This is a genomic window from Calidithermus terrae (assembly GCF_003574345.1).
Taxonomy (GTDB): domain Bacteria; phylum Deinococcota; class Deinococci; order Deinococcales; family Thermaceae; genus Calidithermus; species Calidithermus chliarophilus.
This window is the reverse complement of sequence record NZ_QXDL01000016.1, coordinates 1-24,880: the sequence shown is the minus strand read 5'-3', so window position 1 is coordinate 24,880 and position 24,880 is coordinate 1. Positions and strand designations below refer to the sequence as shown.

General features: G+C 69.3%; 23 protein-coding genes and 1 pseudogene. 16 read left to right on the top strand and 8 right to left on the bottom strand.

Annotated elements, in window-relative coordinates:
• The first annotated feature begins 30 nt into the window (after positions 1 to 30).
• The 3 genes from Mterra_RS03460 to Mterra_RS03450 all read left to right on the top strand — a co-directional run bounded on the left by Mterra_RS03460 (position 31) and on the right by Mterra_RS03450 (position 2,891).
• Positions 31 to 687 carry a helix-turn-helix domain-containing protein gene (locus Mterra_RS03460; RefSeq protein ID WP_119313902.1) on the top strand — a complete coding sequence of 219 codons (657 nt, stop codon included), beginning with the start codon at positions 31 to 33 and terminating at the stop codon, positions 685 to 687.
• Between the two features lie 31 nt (positions 688 to 718).
• Positions 719 to 1,123, top strand: a complete 405-nt coding sequence (locus Mterra_RS03455; RefSeq protein ID WP_119313901.1) for an NADH-quinone oxidoreductase subunit 15 — start codon at positions 719 to 721, stop codon at positions 1,121 to 1,123.
• A gap of 160 nt (positions 1,124 to 1,283) precedes the next feature.
• Positions 1,284 to 2,891 (top strand): aspartate:alanine exchanger family transporter, encoded by a 1,608-nt coding sequence (locus Mterra_RS03450; protein ID WP_119313900.1) that lies wholly within the window; start codon positions 1,284 to 1,286, stop codon positions 2,889 to 2,891.
• A gap of 17 nt (positions 2,892 to 2,908) precedes the next feature.
• Here the strand turns inward: Mterra_RS03450 and Mterra_RS03445 are convergent, their stop codons facing one another.
• From Mterra_RS03445 to Mterra_RS03425, 6 genes are all read right to left on the bottom strand, one after another.
• Positions 2,909 to 3,727, bottom strand: coding sequence for a cyclase family protein (locus Mterra_RS03445; protein WP_119313899.1), 819 nt, complete (start codon positions 3,725 to 3,727; stop codon positions 2,909 to 2,911).
• A gap of 289 nt (positions 3,728 to 4,016) precedes the next feature.
• On the bottom strand, positions 4,017 to 4,448 hold the full coding sequence (locus tag Mterra_RS03440; RefSeq protein ID WP_119313898.1) for a disulfide bond formation protein B: 432 nt from the start codon (positions 4,446 to 4,448) through the stop codon (positions 4,017 to 4,019).
• Between the two features lie 39 nt (positions 4,449 to 4,487).
• A complete protein-coding gene (locus Mterra_RS03435) occupies positions 4,488 to 5,126 on the bottom strand; it encodes a hypothetical protein (RefSeq protein WP_119313897.1) in 639 nt (212 codons plus the stop codon).
• A complete protein-coding gene (gene ftsY / locus Mterra_RS03430) occupies positions 5,123 to 6,037 on the bottom strand; it encodes a signal recognition particle-docking protein FtsY (RefSeq protein WP_119313896.1) in 915 nt (304 codons plus the stop codon). Before ftsY ends, Mterra_RS03435 begins: the two co-directional genes overlap by 4 nt.
• Positions 6,038 to 6,099: 62 nt before the next feature.
• Positions 6,100 to 6,597 carry a hypothetical protein gene (locus Mterra_RS21735; protein ID WP_147372525.1) on the bottom strand — a complete coding sequence of 166 codons (498 nt, stop codon included), beginning with the start codon at positions 6,595 to 6,597 and terminating at the stop codon, positions 6,100 to 6,102.
• A 197-nt stretch (positions 6,598 to 6,794) separates the two neighbouring features.
• Positions 6,795 to 8,726 (bottom strand): alpha-amylase family glycosyl hydrolase, encoded by a 1,932-nt coding sequence (locus Mterra_RS03425; protein ID WP_119313895.1) that lies wholly within the window; start codon positions 8,724 to 8,726, stop codon positions 6,795 to 6,797.
• A 224-nt stretch (positions 8,727 to 8,950) separates the two neighbouring features.
• On the opposite strand from Mterra_RS03425, the gene Mterra_RS03420 reads away from it, so the two are divergent.
• The 10 genes from Mterra_RS03420 (at position 8,951) to Mterra_RS03375 (ending at position 19,929) form a co-directional block, all read left to right on the top strand.
• A complete protein-coding gene (locus Mterra_RS03420; protein ID WP_119313894.1) occupies positions 8,951 to 10,345 on the top strand; it encodes a xanthine dehydrogenase small subunit in 1,395 nt (464 codons plus the stop codon).
• Positions 10,342 to 12,678, top strand: coding sequence for a xanthine dehydrogenase molybdopterin binding subunit (xdhB, locus tag Mterra_RS03415; RefSeq protein ID WP_119313893.1), 2,337 nt, complete (start codon positions 10,342 to 10,344; stop codon positions 12,676 to 12,678). The genes Mterra_RS03420 and xdhB overlap by 4 nt, the downstream gene beginning before the upstream one ends.
• 5 nt (positions 12,679 to 12,683) lie before the next feature.
• Entirely contained in the window at positions 12,684 to 13,523 is an 840-nt protein-coding gene (gene xdhC, locus Mterra_RS03410; RefSeq protein WP_119313892.1) for a xanthine dehydrogenase accessory protein XdhC, read from the top strand.
• 149 nt (positions 13,524 to 13,672) lie between these two features.
• Positions 13,673 to 14,140 (top strand): nucleoside deaminase, encoded by a 468-nt coding sequence (locus Mterra_RS03405; protein ID WP_245971510.1) that lies wholly within the window; start codon positions 13,673 to 13,675, stop codon positions 14,138 to 14,140.
• A 1-nt stretch (position 14,141) separates the two neighbouring features.
• Positions 14,142 to 14,636, top strand: coding sequence for a 2-oxo-4-hydroxy-4-carboxy-5-ureidoimidazoline decarboxylase (gene uraD / locus Mterra_RS03400; protein WP_119313890.1), 495 nt, complete (start codon positions 14,142 to 14,144; stop codon positions 14,634 to 14,636).
• Between the two features lie 170 nt (positions 14,637 to 14,806).
• Positions 14,807 to 16,117, top strand: coding sequence for a urate hydroxylase PuuD (locus Mterra_RS03395; RefSeq protein WP_119313889.1), 1,311 nt, complete (start codon positions 14,807 to 14,809; stop codon positions 16,115 to 16,117).
• Positions 16,118 to 16,126: 9 nt separating this feature from the next.
• Positions 16,127 to 16,888 carry a metallophosphoesterase family protein gene (locus Mterra_RS03390; RefSeq protein WP_119313888.1) on the top strand — a complete coding sequence of 254 codons (762 nt, stop codon included), beginning with the start codon at positions 16,127 to 16,129 and terminating at the stop codon, positions 16,886 to 16,888.
• Positions 16,889 to 16,891: 3 nt separating this feature from the next.
• Entirely contained in the window at positions 16,892 to 17,245 is a 354-nt protein-coding gene (gene uraH, locus Mterra_RS03385; RefSeq protein ID WP_119313887.1) for a hydroxyisourate hydrolase, read from the top strand.
• A gap of 97 nt (positions 17,246 to 17,342) precedes the next feature.
• On the top strand, positions 17,343 to 18,575 hold the full coding sequence (locus tag Mterra_RS03380; RefSeq protein WP_119313886.1) for an allantoate amidohydrolase: 1,233 nt from the start codon (positions 17,343 to 17,345) through the stop codon (positions 18,573 to 18,575).
• Entirely contained in the window at positions 18,568 to 19,929 is a 1,362-nt protein-coding gene (locus Mterra_RS03375) for an allantoinase (protein ID WP_119313885.1), read from the top strand. The genes Mterra_RS03380 and Mterra_RS03375 overlap by 8 nt, the downstream gene beginning before the upstream one ends.
• 36 nt (positions 19,930 to 19,965) lie before the next feature.
• Here the strand turns inward: Mterra_RS03375 and Mterra_RS03370 are convergent, their stop codons facing one another.
• Positions 19,966 to 20,364 (bottom strand): hypothetical protein, encoded by a 399-nt coding sequence (locus tag Mterra_RS03370; protein ID WP_119313884.1) that lies wholly within the window; start codon positions 20,362 to 20,364, stop codon positions 19,966 to 19,968.
• An 876-nt stretch (positions 20,365 to 21,240) separates the two neighbouring features.
• On the opposite strand from Mterra_RS03370, the gene allE reads away from it, so the two are divergent.
• Both allE and Mterra_RS03360 read left to right on the top strand, forming a co-directional pair.
• Positions 21,241 to 21,981, top strand: coding sequence for a (S)-ureidoglycine aminohydrolase (gene allE, locus Mterra_RS03365; RefSeq protein WP_119313883.1), 741 nt, complete (start codon positions 21,241 to 21,243; stop codon positions 21,979 to 21,981).
• 125 nt (positions 21,982 to 22,106) lie between these two features.
• Positions 22,107 to 23,348 (top strand): M20 family metallo-hydrolase, encoded by a 1,242-nt coding sequence (locus Mterra_RS03360; protein ID WP_119313882.1) that lies wholly within the window; start codon positions 22,107 to 22,109, stop codon positions 23,346 to 23,348.
• A 137-nt stretch (positions 23,349 to 23,485) separates the two neighbouring features.
• Here Mterra_RS03360 and Mterra_RS03355 read toward each other — a convergent pair whose 3' ends face one another.
• Entirely contained in the window at positions 23,486 to 24,559 is a 1,074-nt protein-coding gene (locus tag Mterra_RS03355) for an aminopeptidase (RefSeq protein WP_119313881.1), read from the bottom strand.
• On the opposite strand from Mterra_RS03355, the pseudogene Mterra_RS23020 reads away from it, so the two are divergent.
• Positions 24,479 to 24,757: pseudogene (locus tag Mterra_RS23020) on the top strand (E3 binding domain-containing protein); the annotation flags it as partial. The gene Mterra_RS03355 and the pseudogene Mterra_RS23020 overlap by 81 nt on opposite strands.
• Between the last annotated feature and the right edge of the window lie 123 nt (positions 24,758 to 24,880).

Here is a 24,880-nt window from a genome sequence, read left to right as displayed (position 1 = left end):
TGGCCTCATGCTGGGGGTATGCTGCTTGATATGGAAGCCGGCGAATCAAGCAGCGTCCACGTGGTGCGGGACCCCGAGGCCGCCCGGGTGCTCACCGACGCGGCCCAGCTGCGCTACTTCGCGCCCTTCCTGGCCCGCGACCGCACCGTCGCCCAGGTGGCCGAGGAGACCGGCAGCAAGCTCAACACCGCTTACGTGCGGGCCCGGCGCTACCTCGAGCTCGGCCTCCTGCGGGTGGTGCGCGAGGAGCGGCGGGCCGGGCGGGCCGTCAAGGTCTACCGCTCGGTGGCCGACGTGCTCTACGTGCCGCTGGCCGGGCCGGTGGACCTCGAGAATTACCTGCGCTGGAACGGCTTCTGGGAGCGGGAGATCGTCAAGGGGCTGCTCTACGCGCACGGGGAGGGCTCGAGGCGCTGGGGCAGCCGGGTCTACCGCGACGCCGAGGGCGTGCTCACCGAGAGCCTGGCCCTGGGCCCGCACGAGAACTACGACGCCACCGCGCCGGGCGAGCCGGCCATGTTCAACCGCTTCCACGACTCGGTGTACCTCGACTACCCCGACGCCAAGGCCTTCCAGCGCGAGCTCGACGCCCTGATGCGCAAGTACGGCAGCCGGGGCGGGGCCCAGCGCTACATCCTGCGGCTCAACCTGGTGCCCGTGCCCGAGGACGCGGAGGTGATCCCCTGAGGCGGGCCGGCGACTTGGTAAACTGGTCACTATGAGCGCCCCTCACGACCATCACCACGACGAGATGCTGTACAAGTCCTGGCTCGAAGTCCTCGAGTGGATGCGGGAATACGCCGCCCAGAAAGGCGTGCTCTTCACCAAGGAGTCCGACTTCCCCGACTTCATCTACCGCATGGAGCGCCCCTACGAGCTGCCCACCACCGTCATGGCCGTCTCCCTCTCCGACGCGCGGGGCGAGCCCTTCTTCTTCGCCTCGGTCTCGCCGCGCCACGCCGAGCTCAAGCACCTCCAGTTCCGCGTGCCCGGCGGGCACATCCACTACCACGCCCACTGGGAGGAGGGGAAGGGGCTGGCGTTGGAGGGCAAGATCCCCCTCACCCGGGAAAAGCTCTTCGCCATGGCCGACCGGGCGATGGCCGCGCTCGCCAAGGCTTGAGGGCCTCCCGCGCCGAGAGACCGGGCCCGCCGTGGCCCGGTCTTTGCCTTGGGACAGATAACCCTCGAGTCTCGGGCGACAATAAAGCCAGGAAGCGGGGAGGCTCGAGCGCGTGGCTGCGGGCCGAGCCCGACGCTGAAAACCCCTCAGGATGGGAACGATGCTCGAACTCTTGCACGAAAACGCCTTGTTGCTGCTCTTCCTGGTCGCGGGCATCGGGTATCTGGTGGGGCAGGTGCGCGTCGGCAGCTTCAGCCTGGGGGTGGCGGCGGTGCTCTTCGTGGGGCTGGGCTTCGGGGCGCTCTCGCCCGAGCTCAAGCTGCCGGAGTTCGTCTACCTCTTCGGGCTGGTGCTCTTCGTCTACACCATCGCCCTGGCGAGCGGGCCGGGCTTTTTCGCGGCGCTGGGCAAGCGGGGCTGGCGCTACAACGCGCTGGTGCTGGGGGTGCTGGGCTTCGCGGCGCTGCTGGTGTTCGTGGCCGGGGGGCTGGCGGGCCTGAGCGCCCCGCTGCGGGCCGGGCTCTTCGCGGGTTCGCTCACCAACACGCCCGCGCTGGCGGCGGCGCTGGAAGCCCTCAAGGGCCGGGGCGCCGGCGAGGCCGCGCAGGCCCTGCCCGTCGCGGCCTACGCCGTGGCCTACCCGGTGGGCGTGATCGGGATGCTGTTGGCCTTCTACCTGGCCTGGAGCCTGTGGGGGCGCAAGGGGGCGGCCGAGGAGCCCGGGGCCCCCACCCTGGTCAACCGCACCCTCGAGGTCACCCAGCCCAAGGTGGTGGGCTGGACGGTGGAGCAACTGACCCGCGCCCACCAGTGGAACGTGGTCTTCGGCCGCATGCAGCGGGCGGGGGCCCAGCAGCTCGCCACCGCCCAGACCGAGCTGGCCCTGGGCGACCGGGTGGCGGTGGTCGGGGTGCCGCAGGAGGTGGAGCGGGTGGCGGCGGCGCTGGGCCGGGCGGTGCCCGAGCAGCTGGAGGAGAGCCGCCACGACCTCGACTTCCGCCGGGTCTTCGTCAGCAGCAAGGACGTGGCCGGGCGCACCCTGGCCGAGCTCGGCCTGCCCGAGCGCTTCGGGGTGGTCGTGACGCGGGTGCGGCGCGGCGAGGTGGAGTTCTTGCCCACCCGCCAGACCGTGCTCGAGCTCGGCGACCGGGTGCGGGTGGTGGGCCCTAAGGAGAGCATCCGCCGGGCCAGCCGTTTCCTGGGCGACTCCTACCGCGCCCTGGCCGAGGTGGACGTGGTGAGCTTCAGCCTGGGCATCGCCCTGGGCCTTTTGCTGGGCAGCCTGCCCATCCCGCTGCCCGGCGGGGGCACCTTCAAGCTGGGCTTCGCCGGGGGGCCGCTGGTGACGGGCCTGGTGCTGGGGGCGCTGGGCCGCACCGGGCCGGTGCTGTGGCAGATCCCCTTCAGCGCCAACCTCACCCTACGCCAACTGGGCCTGGTCCTGTTCCTGGCCGGGATCGGCACCCGCTCGGGCTACGCCTTCGGCCAGACCCTGCTCAGCGGGGAGGGCCTGCGGCTGTTCCTGGCGGGGGCGCTGATCACGCTGAGCGCCGCGCTGCTGACGCTGTGGGTGGGCCACCGCTGGCTACAGGTGCCCCTGCCGGTGCTGGGCGGGGTGCTGGCCGGGCTCCAGACCCAGCCGGCGGTGCTGGCCTTCGCGCTCGAGAAGACCGGCAGCGAGCAGCCCAACCTGGGCTACGCCACCGTGTACCCGCTGGCGATGCTGCTGAAGATCCTGCTGGTGCAACTGCTGCTGCTGGGCGGGTGAGGGGGTTAGGGCCGGGGCTACCAGAGCGCGAGCACCCGCGCCGGCCCGCCCGAGGCGTTCTTGTGCTTGGGGCCGCCCACCACCACCATCGCCCCGCTGGGCGGCACGCCGGCGAGGGAGGCGAGGTTCTCGAGGCCGTACTTTCCCGCCCCCAGCACCGTGACGTGGGTCTTGAAGTCCTTGGAGGCGCCGAAGTCGAGCGAGAGCGTGTCCACCCCGATGCCCACGATGTCCCGCTCCCTCACCAGCAGCTCGGCCGCCGCCGGGTTGAAGCCGGGGTAGTGCTGCACGTTGGCGCTGTCGAGGTTGACGAAGGCCTTGGGGTCGCCCACCTTCGCGTCCCAGCCCGAGTACATCGCCACGAAGGCCCCGGCCGGGATGCGCCCGTTGGCCCGCTCCCAGGCCAGGACGTCGTCGGGGGTCACCTCGGCGTCGGGGTTGGCGTCGGCCTTGGCCTTGATGTTGAGCACCACCAGCGGCGCGATCAGGCGGCTGGCGGGCAGCGTCTCGGCGGTGGGGGCCCCCTCGACGAAGTGGGCCGGGGCGTCCATGTGGGTGCCGGTGTGCTCGTCGAGGGTGAGGGTGTTCTTGTAGAAGCCGTTGTTCCTCACGGTGACCAGCAGGTCCATCTTCATCTGCGCCGCGCCGGGGAACACGGGGAAGTCGGGCGAGACCACGTGGGTCAGGTCGGCGACGTTGCTGAAGGCCTTGCCCTGCACCTGCGCCTGGGCCTTGCCCACGGCGGTCGCCACCGCCGCGGCCCCCAAAGCCATCCTGAACAGCTCCCTGCGCGAGAGCGCCTGCCCCACCAGCCCCATCACGTGCGGTGCACACATAAATGACCTCCGTGCGAATGGCTGAGGCGGAGTCATCCCGGCGAACGCGCGAAAACGCAGGGTGAGCCGAGTCTACGCCGGGGGCTCGAGCCCGCGCAAGGGCTCGAGCGCGGGGTGTTGAATGGGGCGGGTCGTACGTCGGGTGCGGGTCGTACGTCGTACGTCCTGCGTCGTACGCCAAACGCCAAACGCGAGACGCCTCGACCCTCGACGGCGGGGAGGCACGGCCCGCACGCTTTTTAGCCATCAGCTATGGGCTATCAGCTATCGACCATCGGCCATCGACTCATCATCCCTGCTTCGGCCGGATCAGGAACATCGCCCCGCTGATGAGCACGAAGGCGATGAGGGCTTGCAGCGGGATGGGGAAGCTGGGGATGTACTCGACCGAGCAGGGCACGATGCTGCTGCACACCGCCGAGGTGTCGAGCAGGCCGCGCTGCTCGAGCAGGTGGACCACGCTGATGCTGCCGCCTATGAGGCTCAGCGGCAGCACGTAGTGCTTCACCTTCAGGTCGCCGCGCCACAGCGCGGTGCCCAGGATGAACACCAGCGGGTACATGGCGATGCGCTGGTACCAGCACAGCGTGCAGGGCACGAACTTGCGCACCTCGGAGTAGTAGAGGCTGCCCAGCGTCGCCACGATGGCGACCAGCCAGGCCAGGGCCAGCAGGAGATAGCCCCAGTCCACGGCCGCGGCTTTGTTCTTCGCGGGTTCCATAGCTAGGCCCATTGTAGGGGGGGCCGTAGGGGCATTTGCCTAAGCAGGCCCGAGGCGCACGAAACGCCGCAACACCTCGCCCGGGAACTCCGCCTCGCTCCCGGCCATCCGCAGGAAGGGCATAGGGGCGATGCGCCCCAGCAGGCCCGTCCCGGCCCCGTTGCCCTGCCGGGCGGGCACCACCCCGGCCATCAGCCCCACGCCCCGGCAGGTCACGACGGCCCCCACCGCGTCGCCGTAGAGGTAGGCGAAGAAGGCGCTCGAGCCCTCCTTGCGCAGCAGCTTGCCCAGCGCCTGCGCGAAGGGGAAGCGCCACTCGGGGGCGCCGTAGGCCTCGGTGAGGACGCGCGACAGGCTCCAGGCCTCGCTCCAGGGCACCTGCTCGGTCCAGAAGGAGCGCTTGGAGGGCTGGGCCTGGCACAGCTCGAAGGTGGCGGAGGGGGAGAAGCCTGAAGCCGCCAGCTCCGGCAGCGCCGGGTCGTCTTCGGGCAGGGTGAAGGCCAGCGGAAGGCCGGCCCGGGCGAAGCGGGCCTCGAGCCCGCCCAGCGCGCCGGGGTCGAAGCCGAAGGCGGTGTTGGCGAGCAGCAGCGGGAAGTTGGGCTGGAGCAGGTAAGGCACGCCGGCCACCTCGCCCGGCTGGGCGGCGAGGGGCTGGAAGAGGTCGAAGAGGTCGCTCACCCCAGCAGCGCCTCGACGAACTCGCCCGCGTCGAAGGGCTGCAGGTCGTCGGCCTTCTCGCCCACCCCGATGAACTTGATGGGCACGCCCAGCTCGCGCACGATGGGCACCAGCACCCCGCCCTTGGCGGTGCCGTCGAGCTTGGTGACGATGACCCCGGTGAGGCCGGCGGTCTCGTTGAAGCGCTTGGCCTGCTCGAGGCCGTTCTGCCCGGTCACCGCGTCGAGCACCAGCCACACCTCGCCGGGCTCGCCGGGGTCGGCCTTGGCGATGGAGCGCTTGACCTTGGCGAGCTCCTCCATGAGGTTGTGCTTGGTGTGCAGCCGCCCGGCGGTGTCCACCATCAACAGGTCCACGCCGCGCGCCTTGCGGGCCGAGGCCGCGTCGAAGGCCAGGGCCGCGGGGTCGGAGCCCTCCTCGCCCTGGATCACCGGGATGCCTAGCCGCTCGCCCCACAGCCCGAGCTGCGCCCCGCCCGCCGCGCGGAAGGTGTCGCCCGCGCAGAACATCACGCTCTTGCCCTTCGAGCGGTAGTACTGCCCCAGCTTGGCGATGGTGGTGGTCTTGCCCACGCCGTTGACCCCCACCATCAGCACCACCTTCCCGGCCGGCTCCACGGTGGCCTTCCTGGCGTCGGGCTTGAAGCCCAGCTTGCGCAGCTTGGCCCGGCGGGCGTCGGGCTCGAGCTGCAGCACCAGCGCCTCCTTCATGGCCTCGCGCAGGTCGCGCTTGCCCGAAGCCCGCACCTCCTCGATCACTTCCTGCGTGGCCTCCACCCCCACGTCGGCGGCGATGAGGGCGTACTCGAGCTCCTCGAGCACCTCCTCGGGGTCGCCGCCCCAAGGGATGGCCTTGGTGATGTTCTCGCGGGTTTTTGTAAGCCCCTCGCGGAGGCGTTGCAGCCAGCTCATAGACTGCTTAAGTCTAAGCCATCAGGGAAGGGGCATTTGGGAGGTAGTGCTCTCCTGAGTTTCTATGTGCTACTTGAGAGCATTTCTCTAGTCAACTGTTCAAGTGCCAAACCCTCTTCAGTTGAGAGCTGATTCATAACCCTTTGGTTTGACGCCAATTCCCGCATAAAGTTTTGGAGAGCAACCCTCGAGTCTGGTGTGGCTGTTTTCACAGAGGCCTTCAAGGCATTACGTCCCTTCTCGCCAGCTAGTGCGATGCTACTGAAGAGGAGAGCTCCGTACATGGGTGCGTGTTCTGCTAAGTAAACTGCGGTTCTGGCTAGAACTGTGGATACTACATCAGTACCGTAATACTGGATGAATTTGACTATACCTTCCATGGCATCAACATCGGCACTGTCGTCAAGAATCTGCGCGAGCCGCACTAAGTCGTCAACAGACATGTTTTGCCCATATGTTTTGAAGAGTTCTTCATAAGCGCTCTTGTGGTGGTCGAAGTCTTTCTGGTTAAGAGCGAATTTGGTCTCATCAAGAGTTCTGATTAGCGACAGTTTGCTCATATTTGCTATCACTTTATCTGAAGGGGTAGTTCCTGCGGCATGTAATAGGCTTTGTGGACTAACATAGCCACGTTACCAGGCGTAACCCTGTGCTCGCTGCTTGAGGGCTCGTTCGGAGCCAGCTTGTGACTTTCTACCCGCGACGCGAAACAACTCCCCGCCCGCCCGCCTCGAGGCGGGCGGGGCCGATGCGGCCGCTAGTTGCGGAAGCTGCCGCCGCTGTAGGTGGCGCTGGAGCTCGAGGGCACCGTGTAGCTGCGGTCGCTGCCGGTCTCCCAGGTCACGCCGGCGCCGTTTTTCTTGATGAACTTGAAGGTCATGCCCTGGCTGTAGGGCAAATAGCGCAGGGTCACCGACCAGGTGCAGGTGCTGCCCGAGCAGTTGCTGGGGCTCATCCTGACGGCGCGGCCCGTGTCCCACTGCCCGAGCTCGCCGGTGCTGCCCGCCAGGTAGACGTTCTCGCCCCAGGCGGTGCTCGCGGTCACGGTGAAGGTGACGGCGCTGGCGCTGCTGCTCGAGCGCGGCCGGTAGATGCCCACGCCCCGAGCGGGCAGGTTGGCCTTGAAGGCCCCGTCGGTCAGGGTGATGGGGCTGGGGGCGCCCGCGCCCAGAAGGTCGGTGAGCACCGTGCCGTCGGGGAGGGCGCTGCGGTCGGTGCTGGAGATGGCGGTGTTGCTCTGCACGGGGATGCTCAGCAGGCCCGAGGGGGCCGCGCCGTTGTTGAGGGCGGTGATGACGCGGTTGCTGCTCGAGCCGCGGAAGTAGGCGTAGACGTTGGGGTTGCCCGAGCCGTTCTGCCGCCACATCTCGGCGTAGTAGCCCTGGTAGAGCGCGGCGTTGTTGTAGCGGATCGAGGCCAGCTTCTTGACGTGCTGGTAGGTGAGCTCGGGGTTGGGCAGGAAGCCGCTGCCGCCGGCGGTGCGCCCGGAGGTGGTCCAGGCCCAGGGGGGCATGTCGCGGCGGTTGTCGGGGTCGCTGCCGCCGTACATACCCAGCTCGTTGCCGTAGTAGACCTGGGGGATGCCGGGCAGGGTGAAGAGGGCGGCGAGCGCCAGGTGGTAGCGGCGGCGGATCTCGTCCTCGGGCACGCCGAAGCCGGGCTCGTTGATGAAGCGGGGCACGTCGTGGTTGTCGAGCAGGTTGGTGAGCATCAGGTGGCGGGAGAGGCCCAGGATGCCCAGGTCGTCCTGCACGCGCTGGGCCACCTGGTCCACCGAGCCGTCCTTGGCGAAGGCGTTCACCAGCGCCCGGCGCAGCGGGAAGTTGAAGGCCGAGTCGAAGCCGGCGTCGAGGTAGGGCTTGAGGTCGCTGGCCGAGCCCTCCCGGAAGACCTCGGCCACGTTGAAGAGCCCGGCGCGCACGCTGCCCACCCCGGGGATCCAGGAGTCGCGCCAGTAGGCGATGGGCACGTGCTTGGCGGTGTCCATGCGGATGCCGTCGAGGGCGAAGCGGCTCACCCAGCCCTTGCTCAGGTTGGTGAGGTAGCTGGCGACGGTGGGGTCTTCCTGCTTGAAGTCGGGGAGGCCCGCCAGCGCGCAGGTCTCGTCGTTGGTGCACTCGCTGGGGCTGTGGAACCAGGAGGGCCGCTGGCTCACGACGCGGGCGTTGTAGCCGGCGTGGTTGACCACCATGTCGAGGATGAACTTCATGCCGTAGGTGCTGGAGTGCAGGTCGGCGATCAGGCCGCTGAGGTCGCTGCTGGTGCCCAGCTTGGGCTCGAGGGCGCCGTCGTCGGGGTCTACGTAGTCCGGCCAGTAGCCGTGGTAGCCGCAGGAGCCGTCGCCGAGCTGCCCGACCTGCTTGTACGCGGGCGTGACCCAGACGGCGGTCATGCCCAGGTCCTTCAGGTAGCCCAGCTTCTGCCGCAGCCCGGCCCAGTCGCCGCCGTGGAACTTGCGGGGGTTGGCCGGGTCGTAGCAGCCCGCGGCCCCCAGGTTGTCGTTGGCGGTGGAGCCGTTGTAGAAGCGGTCCGGCAGCACCAGGTAGATCGCCTGGCGGCGCCACACCGAGCTGTCGGCCGCCTGCGGGCCGGCCCCGCCCCCACCCGGAGCACCCTCCTGCGGCGCCGCCCCGCAGGCCGTCAAGACCAGGACCAGTAGACCCAGAACCAGCTTCCACGCTCGAGCCATAATTCCCTCCCAGACCCGGCAGAATTGCCGTGCCCTGCTCAGAAGATGGGATTTTCGTCAACCAGGCTAACGCAGGATGAAGCGCTTCCACAAGGGGGTGGGGCTATGAGCCGATAAGGGCGGTGCTCCCGCGGGCATTGGGGCCAGCCTGTGACTTTCTAACCCGCAGGGCATAGAATGGGCGATTAACGGTGCACTGGATGGCCTATCGGGGGGGTTCATAGATGGAATTCGTTCTCAACGGCCGGCGGGTGCGGGTGCAAGACGTCGCGCCCCAGACCACGTTGCTCGATTACCTGCGCGCGTCGGGGCTCACCGGCTCTAAGGAGGGCTGCGCCGAGGGGGAGTGCGGGGCCTGCACGGTGGTGCTGGTGCGGGAGGGGCCGGCAGGCACCGAGTACCGCGGGGTCAATAGCTGCCTGCTGTTCCTGCCGATGCTGGCGGGGCAGGAGGTCTACACGGTGGAGGGGCTGGCGCAAGACGGCAAGCTGGCCGAGGTGCAAGCGGCCATGGTGCAGCACGGGGGCTCGCAGTGCGGCTACTGCACGCCCGGCTTCGTCATGAGCCTCTTCGCCGAGCAGTACCGACCCGACCGGGGCGCGGAGTTCGACCTGCACGCCCTATCGGGCAACCTCTGCCGCTGCACCGGCTACCGCCCGATCAAGGACGCCGCGCTCTCGCTGGGCCCGGCTCCCGACGACGCCTTCAAGGCCCGGCTGCGCGAGCCGGCCCCCGCGCTGGGCCCTGCGGTGTACGAGAGCGAGCAGGGGCGCTTCGTGCGGCCGGGGAGCCTCGAGGAGTGCCTCACCTTCCTGGCCCTGCACCCTGAGGCCAAGCTGGTGGCGGGCGGTACCGACGCGGCGGTGGAGTCGAATCTGCGCCACAAGCGCTGGGAGTTGCTGGTGGGCCTCGAGGCCATCCCCGAGCTCAGGGTCTTCGAGGAGCGCGGCGACGCCGTAGAGATCGGGGCGGGGCTCAGCCTGGGGGAGCTCGAGCGCCGCTGGGAGGGGGCGCCCCAGGCCGTGCGCGACCTGCTGCCGCTGTTCGCCTCGCCGCTGATCCGCAACAGCGCCACGCTGGGGGGCAACCTGGGCACGGCCTCGCCCATCGGGGACTCGCCGCCGGCGCTGCTGGCGCTGGACGCGGCGGTGCGGATCGCGGGGAAGGACGGGGAGCGCGTGGTGCCGCTGGCCGAGTTCTTCAAGGCCTACCGCCAGACCGCGCTGGGCCGGGGCGAGGTCATCGTCTCGGTGCGGGTGCCCAAGCCCTACCCGGCCCACAGCCGCTTCTACAAGGTGGCGAAGCGCCGCATGGACGACATCTCCACGGTGGCGGCGGGCTTCGCCCTCGAGCTCGACGGCGCGGGCCGGGTGGCGCGGGTCCGGCTGGCCTACGGCGGGGTGGCGGCCACGCCGGTGCGGCTGTTCGCGGTGGAGGAGGCCCTCACCGGCCAGCCCTGGAACGCCTCGAGCCTGTGGCGGGCCCAGGGGATGATCGCCGAGGTGCTCAAGCCCATCAGCGACCACCGCGGCAGCGCCGAGTACCGCCTGAGCCTGGCGCAGAAGCTGCTGGAGAAGTTTTACCACGAGACCGCCCAAACCGAGGGGGTGCCCAGATGAAAGCCGTAGGCAAGGCCATTCCCCACGAGAGCGCGGTGGAGCACGTCACGGGCCGCGCGCTCTACACCGACGACCTGCTCGGTCGCTTCCCCGACCTGCTGCACGCCTGGCCGGTGCTGGCGCCGCACGCCCACGCGCGGGTGACGGCCTTCGACCCCTCGAGGGCGCTCGAGGTGCCCGGCGTGGTCACGGTGCTCACCGCCGAGGACGTGCCCGGCGTGGCCCAGGCCTCGCACCACCACGACGAGCCGCTCTTCCCCGCCGAGGTGATGTTCCACGGCCAGCCGGTGGCCTGGGTGCTGGGGGAGAGCCCGGAGGCCGCCCGCCTGGGGGCGGACCGCGTGCACGTCGAGTACGAGCCCCTCCCCGCACTCCTCAGCATCGAGGAGGCCATCGCCGCCGAGAGCTTCCTGGCGGGGCCGCTGCGCCTGGGCCGGGGCGACGCCGCCGCCGCGCTGGCGCTCTCCCCCCGCCGCCTGAGCGGGGAGGTGCGCGTCGGGGGGCAGGAGCACTTCTACCTCGAGACCCACGCCTCCATCGCCCACCTCGACGAGAGCGGCGGGGTGATGGTGCACGCCTCGACCCAGCACCCCAGCGAGACCCAGGAGGTCGTGGCGCTGGTGCTGGGCCTGCCGCGCAGCCAGGTCACGGTGCAGTGCCTGCGCATGGGCGGGGGCTTCGGCGGCAAGGAGACCCAGGCCAACCCCTACGCCGCCGTCGCCGCGCTGGGGGCCTGGAAGACCCGCCGCCCGGTGCGGGTGCGGCTGCCGCGCCACCTCGACATGGCCCTCTCGGGCAAGCGCCACCCCTTCCTGGGGCGCTACGAGGCCGGCTTCGACGGCGAGGGCCGAGTGCTCGCCGCCCGCATCGAGCTCTACTCCGACGGCGGCTACAGCCTCGACCTCTCCGAGCCCATCCTCTGGCGGGCGATGTTCCACAGCGACAACGCCTACTTCGTGCCCGACCTCGAGGTCACCGGCTACGTCTGCAAGACCCACAAGACCTCCCAGACCGCCTTCCGCGGCTTCGGCGGGCCGCAGGGGATGGTGGTCATCGAGGACCTGCTCGACCGGGTGGCCCGCACGCTGGGCCTGCCGCCGGAGGCGGTGCGCGAGCGCAATTTCTACCGGGAGGGCCAGCGCACCCACTACGGCCAGGAGGTCAAGGACGCCGGGCGCATCCACGCCATCTGGTCCGAGCTCAAGGCCCGCAGCGGGCTCGAGCGCCGCCGCGCCGAACTCGCCGCGTTCAACGCCTCGAGCCCCCACCGCAAGCGGGGCCTGGCCGTCACGCCGGTCAAGTTCGGCATCTCCTTCACCGCCACCTTCTACAACCAGGCCGGGGCGCTGGTGCTGATCTACCGCGACGGCAGCGTGCAGGTCAACCACGGCGGGACCGAGATGGGGCAGGGGGTGCACACCAAGGTGCTGCAGGTGGCCGCGCAGAGCCTGGGGGTGCCGCTGGAGCACATCCGCGTCATGCCCACCCGCACCGACAAGGTGCCCAACACCTCGGCCACCGCCGCCTCCACCGGCTCCGACCTCAACGGCGCGGCGGTGCACCAGGCCTGCGAGACCCTCAAGGAGCGGCTGGCCCCGGTGGCGGCCCGCTACCTGGAGTGCCCCCCCGAACGGGTGCGCTTCGAGGAGGGGCGCGTCTTCCCCGAGGGGCAGCCCGAGCGCTTCGTGCCCTTCGCGCGGGTGGTGGAGACGGCCTACCTGGAGCGCATCCCCCTCTTCGCCCAGGGCTACTACCGCACCCCGGACATCCACTTCGACAAGGGCAAGGGGCAGGGCAAGCCCTTCCACTACTTCGCCTACGGCGCGGCGGTGAGCGAGGTGGAGGTGGACGGCTTCACCGGCGAGTACCGCTTCCTGCGCACCGACATCCTGCACGACGTGGGCGACTCGCTCTCCCCGCTGGTGGACCGCGGGCAGGTGGAGGGCGGCTTCGTGCAGGGGCTGGGCTGGCTGACGCTGGAGGAGCTGGTCTGGGACGCGCAGGGCCGGCTGGCGACCAATGGGGCGAGCACCTACAAGCTGCCCTCCTGGTCGGAGCTGCCGGAGGTGCTCGAGGTGCGCTTTTTGGAGCGCGCCACCGAGCCCGGCGTGATCTACGGCTCCAAGGCGGTGGGCGAGCCCCCCTTCATGCTGGCGATCTCGGTGCGCGAGGCCCTCAAGGACGCGGTGGCCGCCTTCGGCCAGGGCGGCGTGGTCGAACTCGACGCGCCCTCCACCCCCGAGCGGGTGTTCTGGGCCGTCGAGAAGGCGCGCGCCCAGAAGGAGGCCGCGGCACGGGGCGAAGGACCCCGGCCCGTGCACCGCGGGGACTGAGCGGCATGGACTGGGACTGGCCCGCCAAGCTGCGCGAGCTCGCCGAGGGGGGCGAGGCGGCGGTGATCGCGACCGTGGCGGCGGTGCGCGGCCACGCCCCGCGCGAGGCCGGGGCCAAGATGCTGGTCACGGCGGGCGCGGCCTACGGCACGGTGGGCGGGGGGAACCTCGAGGAGGTCGCCCTCCAGGCCGCCCGGCAGATGCTGGCGGGGCGTGAGGCGGGCCCCCGGCTGCTCACCGTGCGGCTCAACCCCAGGGAGGGCGAGTTCGGCCTGCAGTGCTGCGGCGGCGAGGTGACGCTGCTGCTCGAGCCCTTCACCCCGGCCCGCCCGGCCGTCGCGGTCTTCGGCGTGGGGCACGTGGGGCTGGCCCTGGCCCGAGTGCTGTGCCTGCTGCCCGTCGAGTTGTGGCTCGTAGACTCGCGGGCCCGCATGCTGGCCGAGGAGCGCTTGGCCCCGCTGGCCGGGGGCGAGGCCCGCCTGCGCGTCCGGCACCTGCCCATCCCCGAGCAGGCCATTCCCGAGCTGCCCGCCGGGGCCCACCTGGTGCTCATGACCCACGACCACCACGAGGACCTGGCGCTGCTCGAGGCCGCCCTGCGCCGCGGCGACCTGGGCTTCATCGGCCTGATCGGCAGCGGCGTGAAGTGGTCCAACTTCCGCCGGGCCCTCAAGGCCCAGGGCTTCAGCGACGCCGACCTCCAGCGCGTCACCACCCCCGTCGGCATCGAGGGGATCAAAGGGAAGAAGCCCGCCCACATCGCCATCGCCACGGCGGCCCAACTGGTGCAGGTGCTCGAGCGCGCCGCCACCCCCACCTTGCCGAAAGGGAAACTCGAGGTTTAAGCTCTCGGTGTACCAGGCTGTTCTGCATGGATAACCAGACCTGGGAACCCTCTCCCGCACCGTGACGGGTTTGCGTTCCAACCATGCGAGCCGCAGAAGTCCCTCCGGGGGCTGGTCTGCCGGCTCGAGCCCATGTGTTGGAGGTGGCGATGAAAGGTGAGTTCATGGAGGAAGCGGCCCGGCTGGCGCTGGAGAACGTGCAGTCGGGGCTGGGGGGGCCCTTCGGCGCGGTCGTGGTGAAGGACGGGCAGATCATCGCCCGGGGCACCAACCGCGTCACCCGCACCAACGACCCCACCGCCCACGCCGAGGTGGTAGCCATCCGCGAGGCCTGCCGGGTGCTGGGCACCTTCGACCTCTCGGGCTGCGAGGTCTACACGAGCTGCGAGCCCTGCCCCATGTGCCTGTCGGCGATCTACTGGGCCCGCATCGGCAAGATCTACTACGGCTGCACCGCCCAGGACGCCGCGGCCATCGGCTTCGCCGACCAGTTCATCTACGACGAGCTCGCCCGCCCCAAGAGCGAGCGCCGCCTGCCTTTGGAGCAGCTCGAGCGCCAGCTCTGCCTGCGGGCTTTCGAGGCCTGGGAGCAGGACACGAACAAGATCCCCTACTGACATGAAGCTCAGCGAGATCAACCGGCTCGACAAAGCGGCCTTCGTGGAACTGCTGGGCGGCGTCTTCGAGCACTCGCCCTGGGTGGCCGAGCGCTCGTGGGCCTCGAGGCCCTTCGCCAGCCTCCAGGCGCTGCACGAGGCGATGTGCTTCGCCATGCGCCAGGCCCCGGCCACCCAGCAGATCACGCTCATCCGCGCCCACCCCGAGCTCGCCAGCCGCGCCCGGATGAGCCCCGACTCGGTGCAGGAGCAGCAGGGCGCCGGCCTCGACCGCCTCACGCCCGAGGAGTACGGGCGCCTCCAGCAGCTCAACCGCCTCTACCGCGAGAAGTTCGGCTTCCCCTTCATCCTCGCGGTCAAGGGCAAGGACAAGAACGACATCCTCCAAGCCCTCGAGTCCCGCCTCCCCAACGACCGCGAGACCGAGTTCGAGACCGCCCTGAGCCAGATCGAGCGCATCGCAGGGTTCCGCCTCGAGGCGCTGGTGGAGGAGTAGGGCAAGTGTGTGGCTGGTGGCCCGTGGCGTGTAGCTTGTGGTGGACCCCGCCCCGTCCCTCCCCGACGGCGTCGAGGGCTAATGCGTACGGCGTACGACGTACGACCCGCGTTCGGCCATCAGCCATCAGCTATCGACTATCGACCATCAACCCCTGACAGGAGGTCCCCTTGAACTCGCTACACCAAGACCGGCTGAGGGTGATCAAATGGCCCTGGATCTTCGCGATGGTGGTGCTGCTGGCGCTGGCCTACGCGCTGGTGCAGGCCAACGGCTGGCAGGCCCACGCCCGCGAGTGGCTGGGCCTGGCGGTGCGCTGGCTGCACGTCGTCTACGGCATCGCCTGGATCGGGGCGAGCTTCTACTTCATCTTCCTCGAGAACGCCCTCGAGCGCGTGGGGGTGCGCTCCGAGCTCTCGGGCAACATCTGGACCATCCACGGCGGGGGGATCTATTACCTCGAGAAGTACAAGACCGCGCCCAAGGAGCTGCCGCCCTACCTGCACTGGTTCAAGTGGGACGCCTACCTCACCTGGGTCACGGGCTTTCTGCTCCTGGTCATCGTGTACTACGCCGACCCCAAGGCCATCCTGCTGGCGCCGGGGAGCCCGCTCTCGGACGGGGCGGCCATCGCGCTGGCGGTGGGGAGCCTGGTGGCGGCGTGGCTGGTCTACGTGGCGCTCTCGCGCACCGCGCTGCTGTACCGCCCGGCCCTGTTCTTGCTGGTGGGCGGGGTGCTGGTGGCGGCGGTGGCCCTGCTGCTCTCGCAGGTGTTCAGCGGGCGCGGCACCTTCATGCACGTCGGGGCGATGCTGGGCACCATCATGGCCGGCAACGTCTTCTTCGTGATCATCCCCTCGCAGAAGGCGCTGGTGAAGGCCGCGCAGCGGGGGGAGGCGCTGGACCCGGCCTTCGTGAGCTGGGTGCAGTTGCGCAGCCGCCACAACAACTACATCACGCTGCCGGTGCTCTTCACCATGATCGCCCATCACTTCCCCACCACCTACTCCGGCGGCCTGAACTGGCTGATCCTGCTGATGCTGTTCGCGGCCGGGGTGGCGGTGCGGCACTTCATCAACGTCACCGAGAAGCAGCACCACGCCACGCTCAAGGAGGGCGGGGCCATGCCCTACCTGCTGGTGGCGGCGCTGGCGCTGGTGCTGGGGGCCTTCTACCTCACCGCGCCCAAGCGGTCGGCGGCGGCCGCCGAAGGCCCGGCGGTGCCTTTCGGCGAGGCGCAGGGCATCGTCGCCACCCACTGCCAGGTGTGCCACTCGAGCCGGCCCACCCAGCCCGGCTTCGCCTCGGCCCCGGCGGGATTCGTGCTCGACACGCCCGAGCAGATCGTGGCCCAGGCCCAGAAGATCAAGCAGGTGGCCGTGGACTCGGAGTACATGCCGCCGGGCAACCTGACCAAAATGACCCGCGAGGAGCGCGAGCGGCTGGGGCAGTGGGTCGAGCAGGGGGCCAAGGGGCCTTAAAGTAGACGTATGCGGATCGCCCTGTTCTCCGACGTCCACGGCAACCGCTTCGCCCTCGAGGCCGTGCTGCGCGACATCGAAGTGGTGAAACCCGATGCTATAGCCAACCTGGGCGACCAGGTGTGGGGCGCCGCCGACCCGGCGGGGGCCTGGAGGCTCCAGCAGGGCCTGGGGGCGGTCACGGTGCGGGGCAACACCGACGAGTTCCTGAGCTACCCCGAGGGGGTGCGCAAAGCGCATACCGGCTTTGCCGGTAACCTGGACGAAAAGCTGGGCGGCGGGCTTCCCCTGGCCGCCTGGCTGCGCGAGCAGTTGGGGCCGGGCGTCCCCGAGGCCCTGAAGGCCCTGCCCACCGTGGCCGAGCTGGCGGGCGGCGCGGTGGTGATCGCCCACGGCTCGCTGCGCACCCCCCACGAGGCGCTGTTCCCGGCGGGGGAGGGCAACCTGCCGGTGGGCCGGGTCTCGGGGGAGATGCTCGAGCAGGCCGCCGCCTACCCCGCGGCCCGCGTGGTGGTGGTCGGGCACACCCACACCGAGCTGGTCGTGGCGGAGGGCGGGGTCAGCTTCGTCAACGCCGGCCCGGTCTCCCGGCCTCGCGACGGCGACCCCGTGGCCCGCTGGGTGCTGCTGGAGGAGCGGCTGGGGAGCTGGAGCGTGAGCTTCCGCCGCGTGCCCTACGACTGCGAGGCCGCCGCCCGCTGGGCGCTGGAGCATTCCCCCATCGGCGAGCAGGAGGCCCGGCAACTGCGCACCGCCCGCTTCCCGAGGTGAGACATGGCCCGCCTCTCGACCCACGTCCTCGACACCGCCCACGGCAAGCCCGCCGCCGGCCTTCGCATCGAGCTGTTCGCGGTCTCGGGCAGCAAGCAGGTCCTGCTGCGCGAGGCCGTGACCAACGCCGACGGCCGCACCGACGAGCCGCTCTTGTCGGGCGAGACCATCCCCACCGGCACCTTCGAGCTGGTCTTTCACGCGGGGGAGTACCTGCGCGGGAAGGGCCTCGAGCTCCCCGACCCGCCCTTCCTCGACCAGGTGGTCGTGCGCTTCGGCATCGCCGAGCCCCACGGCCATTACCACGTGCCGCTGCTGCTGTCGCCCTACGGGTACAGCACGTATCGGGGGTCTTAAGGGGTTGTATGCCCCACGTCCTACGTCCTACGTCCTACGTCCTACGCCAAACGCAAGACGTACGACGTACGACGTAAAACACTAAACTACCCTGACTATGGCTGACCTCGAGGCCCTCACCCAGCGCGTCCTGAGCGCCTGCGCCGACCTGGCCCGCATGAGCGAGGAGCCGGGGCGCATCACCCGCACCTTCCTTTCCCCGCCCATGCGCCAGGTGCACGCCTACCTGAAGGGGTGGATGGAGCGGCTGGGGATGTCGGTGTGGGTGGACCCCATCGGCAACCTGCGCGGCTACTACCCGGCCAACAAGCCCACCGCGCCGCGCCTGCTCCTCGGCTCGCACCTCGACACCGTGCCGAACGGGGGCGCTTACGACGGGGCCCTGGGGGTCGTGCTCGCCGTCGCCGTCCTCGAGGCCCTCGGGGGGCGCAGGCTGGGCTTCGGGGTCGAGGTCATCGGCTTCTCGGAGGAGGAGGGGGTGCGCTTCGGGGTGCCCTTCCTGGGGAGCCGGGCGCTGGTGGGGCGGGCCGACGCCGCCCTGCTGGCGCTGAAGGACGCGCAGGGGGTGAGCGTGGCCCAGGCGGTGCGGGACTTCGGCCTTGAGCCCGAGCACGTCCGGGAGGCCGCGCTTCAGGGCGAGGTGCTGGGCTACCTCGAGTTCCACATCGAGCAGGGCCCGGTGCTGGAGAGCCTGGAGTACCCGCTGGGCCTGGTGGAGGCCATCGTGGGGCAGAGCCGGCTCGAGGTGGGCTTCCGCGGCAAGGCCAACCACGCCGGCACCACCCCCATGCACCTGCGCCGCGACGCGCTGGCGGGGGCCGCGGAGTGGATCGGCCTGGTCGAGCGCGAGGCCTGGGGCGAGCCCGGGCTGGTGGCGACGGTAGGCCAGATCCAGGCCCTCCCCGGCGCGGGCAACGTGATCCCCGGCGAGGCGCGCTGCAGCCTCGACGTGCGCCACGCCCTCGACGAGGTGCGCACCCGCTCGGTGGCCCACCTCGTCACCCGCGCCCAGCAGGTCGCCCAGCGGCGGGGCCTCGAGCTCGCCTGGGAGGTCAAGCTCGACCAGGGAGCCGTGCCCTGCGACCCCACGCTGCTCGAGCGGCTGGAGTGGGCCGTGCAGGACTGCGAATTGCCCGTCCACCGCATGCCCAGCGGCGCGGGCCACGACGCGATGATCCTGGCCGAGCGGGTGCCCAGCGCCATGCTCTTCCTGCGCAGCCCCGGCGGCCTCAGCCACCACCCCGACGAGCGCGTGCTACCCGAGGACGTGACCGCGGCCTTGCGGGTGGGCCTGCGCTGGCTGGAGATCCTGGAGGAACACGGTGTTTGACCTGGTGGTGCGCGGCGGGACGCTGGTCCTCGAGCAGGGGACCGTGGCGGCCGACCTGGCGGTGGAGGACGGAAAGATCGCCCAGGTCGGCCCGGAACTGGGGTCGGGCCGGGAGGAGATCGACGCGCGCGGCCTGCACGTGTTCCCCGGCCTCATCGACGTGCACGTGCACTTCAACGAGCCCGGCCACGAGGACTGGGAGGGCATCGCCACCGGCAGCGCGGCCTTAGCGGCGGGCGGCGGCACGCTGTTCTTCGACATGCCGCTCAACTCCATCCCCTGCGTGCTCGACGCCCCGAGCTTCGACGCCAAGCTCGAGGCCCTGCGCGCGAAGTCCCTCACCGACTTCGCCCTGTGGGGCGGGCTCGCGCCGGATAACCTCGAGCGCCTCCCCGAGCTGGCCGAGCGCGGCGTGATCGGCTTCAAGGCCTTCATGTCCAACTCGGGCCTTCCCGAATTCCCCCACGCCGACGACCACACCCTCTACCGCGGCATGCAGGCCGCCGCCCGGCTGGGCCTGCCGGTGGCCGTCCACGCCGAGAGCGACGGCCTCACCGCGGGCCTGGCCGCCGAGATCCGGGCCAGAGGCGGGAAGGGCGTTCGCGACTACCTGGCCTCGAGGCCGGTGCTCGCCGAGCTCGAGGCCATCCAGCGGGCCACCCTGCTCGCCCAGGAGACCGGCTGCAAGCTGCACGTCGTCCACATCAGCTCGGGGCGGGGGGTGGCGTTGGCCGCCGAGGCCCGCGCGCGCGGGGTGGACGTGAGCCTGGAGACCTGCCCCCACTACCTCTTCTTCGACGAGGAAGACCTCGAGCGCCTGGGCGCCGTCGCCAAGTGCGCCCCGCCCCTGCGCCCGCAGGCCGAGCAGGAGGCCTTGTGGCAGGCCGTGCTGGGGGGTTCGGTGGACCTCGTGGCCTCCGACCACTCGCCCTCGAGCCCCCACCTCAAGGAAAACCCCGACTTCTTCGCGGTGTGGGGCGGGATCGCCGGGGTGCAGTCCACGCTGGCGGTGCTGCTCGAGGCCGGCTTCCACCGCCGGGGCCTGCCGCTGGAGGCCGTCGCCCGCCTCGTTGCTCGCAACCCCGCCCGGCGCTTCGGGCTTCAGGGGAAGGGGGGGCTCGAGGTAGGCCACGACGCCGATTTAGCCCTGGTGGACCTCGACCAACCCTTCACCCTGCGCCCCCAAGACCTCTTCTACCGCCACAAGCTCAGCCCCTACCTCGGCCACGGCTTCCGCGGCACCCTCCGGCGCACGGTGCTGCGGGGCCGGACGATCTTTCTGGACGGCGAGGCTGTTGCTCGAGGGGATGGTCAGTTGGTCAGGCCCGCCGGAAGGACCATCCTCCCAGGGTGAGCAACCCGGCGACAGCCCACGCGGGAGGGTTCGGCCCTACGGTTGTCCCGGGTTGGTTTGATCGTTGCGCCGGTGGGTAATGGGTTCAGTACCCTGGATGCTTTCGCTCCCTTCGGATGTGAAGGTATTTCGCACCAGCATAACCACGACCAAAACAAGCTCTACGGCGAGCCGAACCAGGAAAATGTTGAGCAGGAACACCAGAAACCAGATCGGCAGATAACCCGTCAGGAAAGCCAGCGGGTCTTCCACGGTCCTGCTGGTCTGTACCAGGCTCTTTATTTGCGTAAGAAGCACTCCGGCGAGTGAAAGCAGGTACAGGAACCTGACGGTCCGTACAGTAAAAATTCGGGTCAGTAGAAGATTTTGGAAAGAAAGGTCAAACAAGGTAGCCACTATGCCGGTGTCGGGTTCATCCTTGTTCAGTCTCGTCATAACTTAGCCCCCTTTTCTCCCGCGGATTACCCTACTTCAGAAAAGGACTGAAAATAAGAGCGAAGGCGATTTTCCCCGTGAGTAACATTGCCCCTAGTAGAACCGCGGAATTCGGCCTTAGCAAGGCCAGACCCCCAACAATGAGTGGTAAAGCCGTTAACAACTAATTGGGCCAGCGAACAATCTCACTGCGCTGTGAGAAAAGCGCAGCAGATATAAGGATTACGAGAAGAAGGTGGTCAGCCAAAGAGGCCTTTGACTTGCGAAAATGACTGATTGGGAGCAGCGCTGCTCCGAAAATTAGCAGAAAGACTGCTGTTGAAACGAGCAATGGTGTGGTCATCTGGCCTCTCTGGCTAGCTTATGTCAGCGCCCTCTGGTCAAAACAAGCGCAAGAATTATGATGCCAGCAAACCCCAACCAGTCCCAGGTTGGAATTAACCTGCCTGCTGCTATTCCTAGACCTGTGCCTAGGACCATATAGCCGACAGCTTTTATGCGTAGATATGATGGTAGAAACAAGAGTAGGGCAATAAACACCAGGATCGCTATATTTATTTCTATAGGGTCTCCGAGAGATCGAACGCCTGTGTCATAGCCGTACATGACTACCATGAGCTTGTACAAAGAGTCGCGAACCCTCGACATTTACATACACCCCGTGCGGCGACATTCCGTCATACCAAGTCCGTTCCCTCAAGTCCGACCAACCCTCACCCTCCAGGCTTCCCTTCCGAACGTAAGGCGGTTACAGCCAAAGCTTCCTCGTGAGTGGACGATTCGCGTGTGCTTTCCTAGTATACGAAGCTAGAATAAGTTCTATTTGGAGTACTTGTCAATGAGCCTTGATTTTCCCTTGGAAAGTAAAATGCCCTCATGCAGCAACTCGGCTTCACCCGCAGCAGCGTCCAGCCCGACCACGCCCTGCTCACCCCCGACACCTTCATCCGCGCCCTGCTCCCCGGCATGAGCAAGGCCATCGCCATCGTCCACACCGCCCCGGCGCTGGGGGCCGCCTTCACCGAGTACACCGTCGAGTTCGAGGCGGGCGGCCGGGTGGGGCCGGCGCCCGAGGCCGTGCAGCGCTTCGTGTACGTGCTCGAGGGCGAGGTGGTGCTCGAGGCGGGCCGCAAGAAGCACAGGCTCAAACCCGGCGGCTACGCCTACGTCCCCGCCGACGTGGCCCACGGCCTGTCCTCGAGCCAGCCCAGCCGCGCGGTGCTCATCGAGAAGCCCTACCACGAATTGGAGGGCGTGGAAGCCCCCAAGCTCTTCGTGGGCGACGAGGGCAAGATCCCCGGCACCCCCCTGGGCGGCGACGAGGCCCTGCAGGTGCGGGTGCTCATCCCCGACGCCATGCCCCACGACTTCCAGGTCAACACCATGACCTTCGCCCCCGGCGCCAGCCTGTCCCTGGTCGAGATCCACGTGATGGAGCACGGCCTCTTGATGCTTCAGGGCGGGGGCATCTACCGCCTGAACGAGAAGTGGTACCCGGTGCAGGCCGGGGACTTCATCTACATGGCCCCCTACTGCCCACAGTGGTTCGGCGCGCTGGGCAAGACCCCGGCCAAGTACCTGCTCTACAAGGACTGGAACCGGCACCCGCTCGAGTGAAGCCCATAGCTAAATAGCTAATAGCCAATAGCAAAAAGGCCAGTCGCTTTAGCAATAAGCTATCGGCTATCGGCTATCGGCAAGACTTCGGCCAACACGACGCCAGCTCATCCTCCGGGGGATTCATGGAAATCCACATCGACACCGACCGCCTGAGCCGGGAACTCGAGACCCTGGCTTCCTTCACCGACAGCCCGCCGCCTTCCGTGACGCGGGTGCTCTACACCCCCACCGACCTCGCCGCCCGCGAGTACCTCAAGGGCCTGTGCCGCGAGGCGGGGCTCGAGGTGCGCGAGGACCCGCTGGGCAACACCTTCGCCCGCTGGGCCGGGGAAGACCCCCAGGCGGGGGCGGTGGGCACCGGCTCGCACGTGGACGCCATCCCCCACGCGGGCCGCTACGACGGCACGGTGGGGGTGCTGGGGGGCCTCGAGGCCATCCGGGCGCTCAGGTCGGCGGGGTTCCGGCCCAAGCGCTCGCTCGAGCTGCTGATCTTCACCTCCGAGGAGCCCACCCGCTTCGGCATCGGCTGCCTGGGGAGCCGGGTGCTCTCGGGCGCGCTGAGCCCCGAGGCGGCCCGCGCCCTGAGGGACCCCGAGGGCCTCAGCCTGGAGGAGGCCCGGCGGCAGGCGGGCTTCGGGGGGGAGCTGGGGCAAGTCCCCCTGCCCGAGGGCTACTACTCGGCCTTCGTCGAGCTGCACATCGAGCAGGGGCCGCTGCTCGAGCGCGAGGGCGTCCCGCTGGGCCTGGTGACGGCCATCGCGGCCCCGGCCGCGGGCTGGTTCGAGCTCGAGGGGCAGGGCGGCCACGCCGGGGCGGTGCTGATGCCCGACCGCAAGGACGCCTTCACCGCCGCCGCCGAGCTGGCGCTGGCCGTCGAGCAGGCCGCCCGCCAGAGCGGCAGCCCCGACACCGTCGCCACCACCGGCATCTGCGAGGTGTTCCCCGGCGCGGTCAACAGCATCCCCAGCCGGGTGCGCCTGAGCCTCGACCTGCGCGACACCCGCCTCGAGACCCGCGACCGCGCCTTCGAGCAGATCCAGCGGCACGCCGAGCGCATCCGCCTCGAGCGCGGCGTGGAGGTGCGCTACACCCCCACCAACGCCGACCCCCCCGCCCGCTGTGGCCCGCAGGTGCTCGAGGCCCTGCACCACGCGGCCCAGGCTTGCGGCCTGCCCTACCTCGAGATGGTCAGCCGCGCCTACCACGACTCGCTGTTCATGGCCCGCGTCGCCCCCACCGCCATGCTCTTCATCCCCTGCAAAAACGGCTGGAGCCACCGCCCCGACGAGTACGCCTCCCCCCAGCACATCGAGCAGGGCGTTCGGGTGCTGGCTCACACGCTGGCAGAGCTGGCGGGAAGCTAAAGGCCCGTGGCGCGTGGCTCGTCGAGGGCCGAGGGTCCAGGGTCAAGGCGTACGACGTAGGACGTAGGACACGCGTTTTGCGTCTTGCGTTTCGCGTACGACGTACGACGTAGGACGTACGACGCACGACCCCGCCCTCAAACCCCCACGAACTTCCCGTCCTCCTGCAACACCTCCCCGTCCGCCAGGATGCGCCCGCCCTGCCGCAGGTCGAGCACCAGGTCCCAGTGGACCGCCGAGCGGTTGGTGCCGCCGGTCTCGGGGTAGCTGTTGCCTAGGGCGAGGTGGACGCTCCCGCCGATCTTCTCGTCGAAGAGCACGATGCCGGTGGGGTGCTGGATGCCGTAGTTGGTGCCGATGCCCAGCTCGCCCAGGAAGCGGGCGCCGGGGTCGGCCTCGAGCATCCCCAGCAGGTGCTCCTCGCCCCGCTCGGCGCGGGCTTCCACCACCCGGCCCCGCTCGAAGCGCAGGTAAACCCCCTCCACCCGCTTGCCCGAGACCACGGCGGGCAGGTTGAAGCGCACCTCGCCCTCGGCGGAGTCCTCCCAGGGGCCGGTGAAGATCTCGCCGCTGGGCATGTTGCGCTTGCCGTCGGAGTTGACCCAGGTGCGGCCCTCCACCCACAGGTGCAGGTCGGTGCCGGGGGCCTCGATGCGGATCTGGCTCACCTTTTCTAAACGTTTGATTAAGGCTGCCTGGAAGGCCGAGAGCTCGCGCCAGGCCGCTACCGGGTCGGGACGGTCTAAAAACAGCGCCTGCTCGACCATTTCGCGGAATTTCACGCTGCTCATCCCGGCCTGCTGGGCGTAACCGGGGGTGGGGTAGAGGGTCAGGCTCCAGCGCTTCTTCAGCCGCAGCTCGCTCAGGGGACGCCAGGCCTTCTGCCAGCGGGAAAGCACCGTGCTGGACACGTCGGAGAGCTCGAGCGGGTTCTCGAGGCTCTGGACGCGCAAGGAGGCGTCGGCGTGCTCCATGAGGGCGTGCCGGGTGGCGGGGATGCGCTCGAGCCACTCCCCGCCCTTGAGCAGGAAATCGCGCTGCTGGCCGGGGTATTCCAGCAGCAGCATGGGGTAGGCGCCGCGCTCGAGCAGCGCCGGCTGCAGCGCCTGCAGCAGGGGTAGGGCCGGGGTCTGGGCTTCGATGAGGACGTTCTGGCCGGGCTGGGCCTCGAGGCAGTAGTCGGCCAGCAGTTGGGCGAAGGCGCGTTCCACGGATTCAGGCTAACATTCACCGGGCGGCCCGAAAGGGTGCGTTATCATAAGCGGGAAATGAGCGAACCGCAAATTACGCCTTTGGCCCGTCGCCTGGCTGAAGAAAACGGCATCAACTGGCGCAGCCTCGCGGGCAGCGGCCCCGATGGGACCATCGTCGAACGCGACATCCTGGCCTACCTGGCTAAGGTGATGGCCGACAATTCCCGCAGCAGGTCGCGCTCGCCGCGGGTCATGCACCAGGTGTGGTTGTACTCGAACACCGGCCGGAGCACCGGCGAGAGGGCCCGGATCAGGGGGTACGTCGCCCGCACCTTCCAG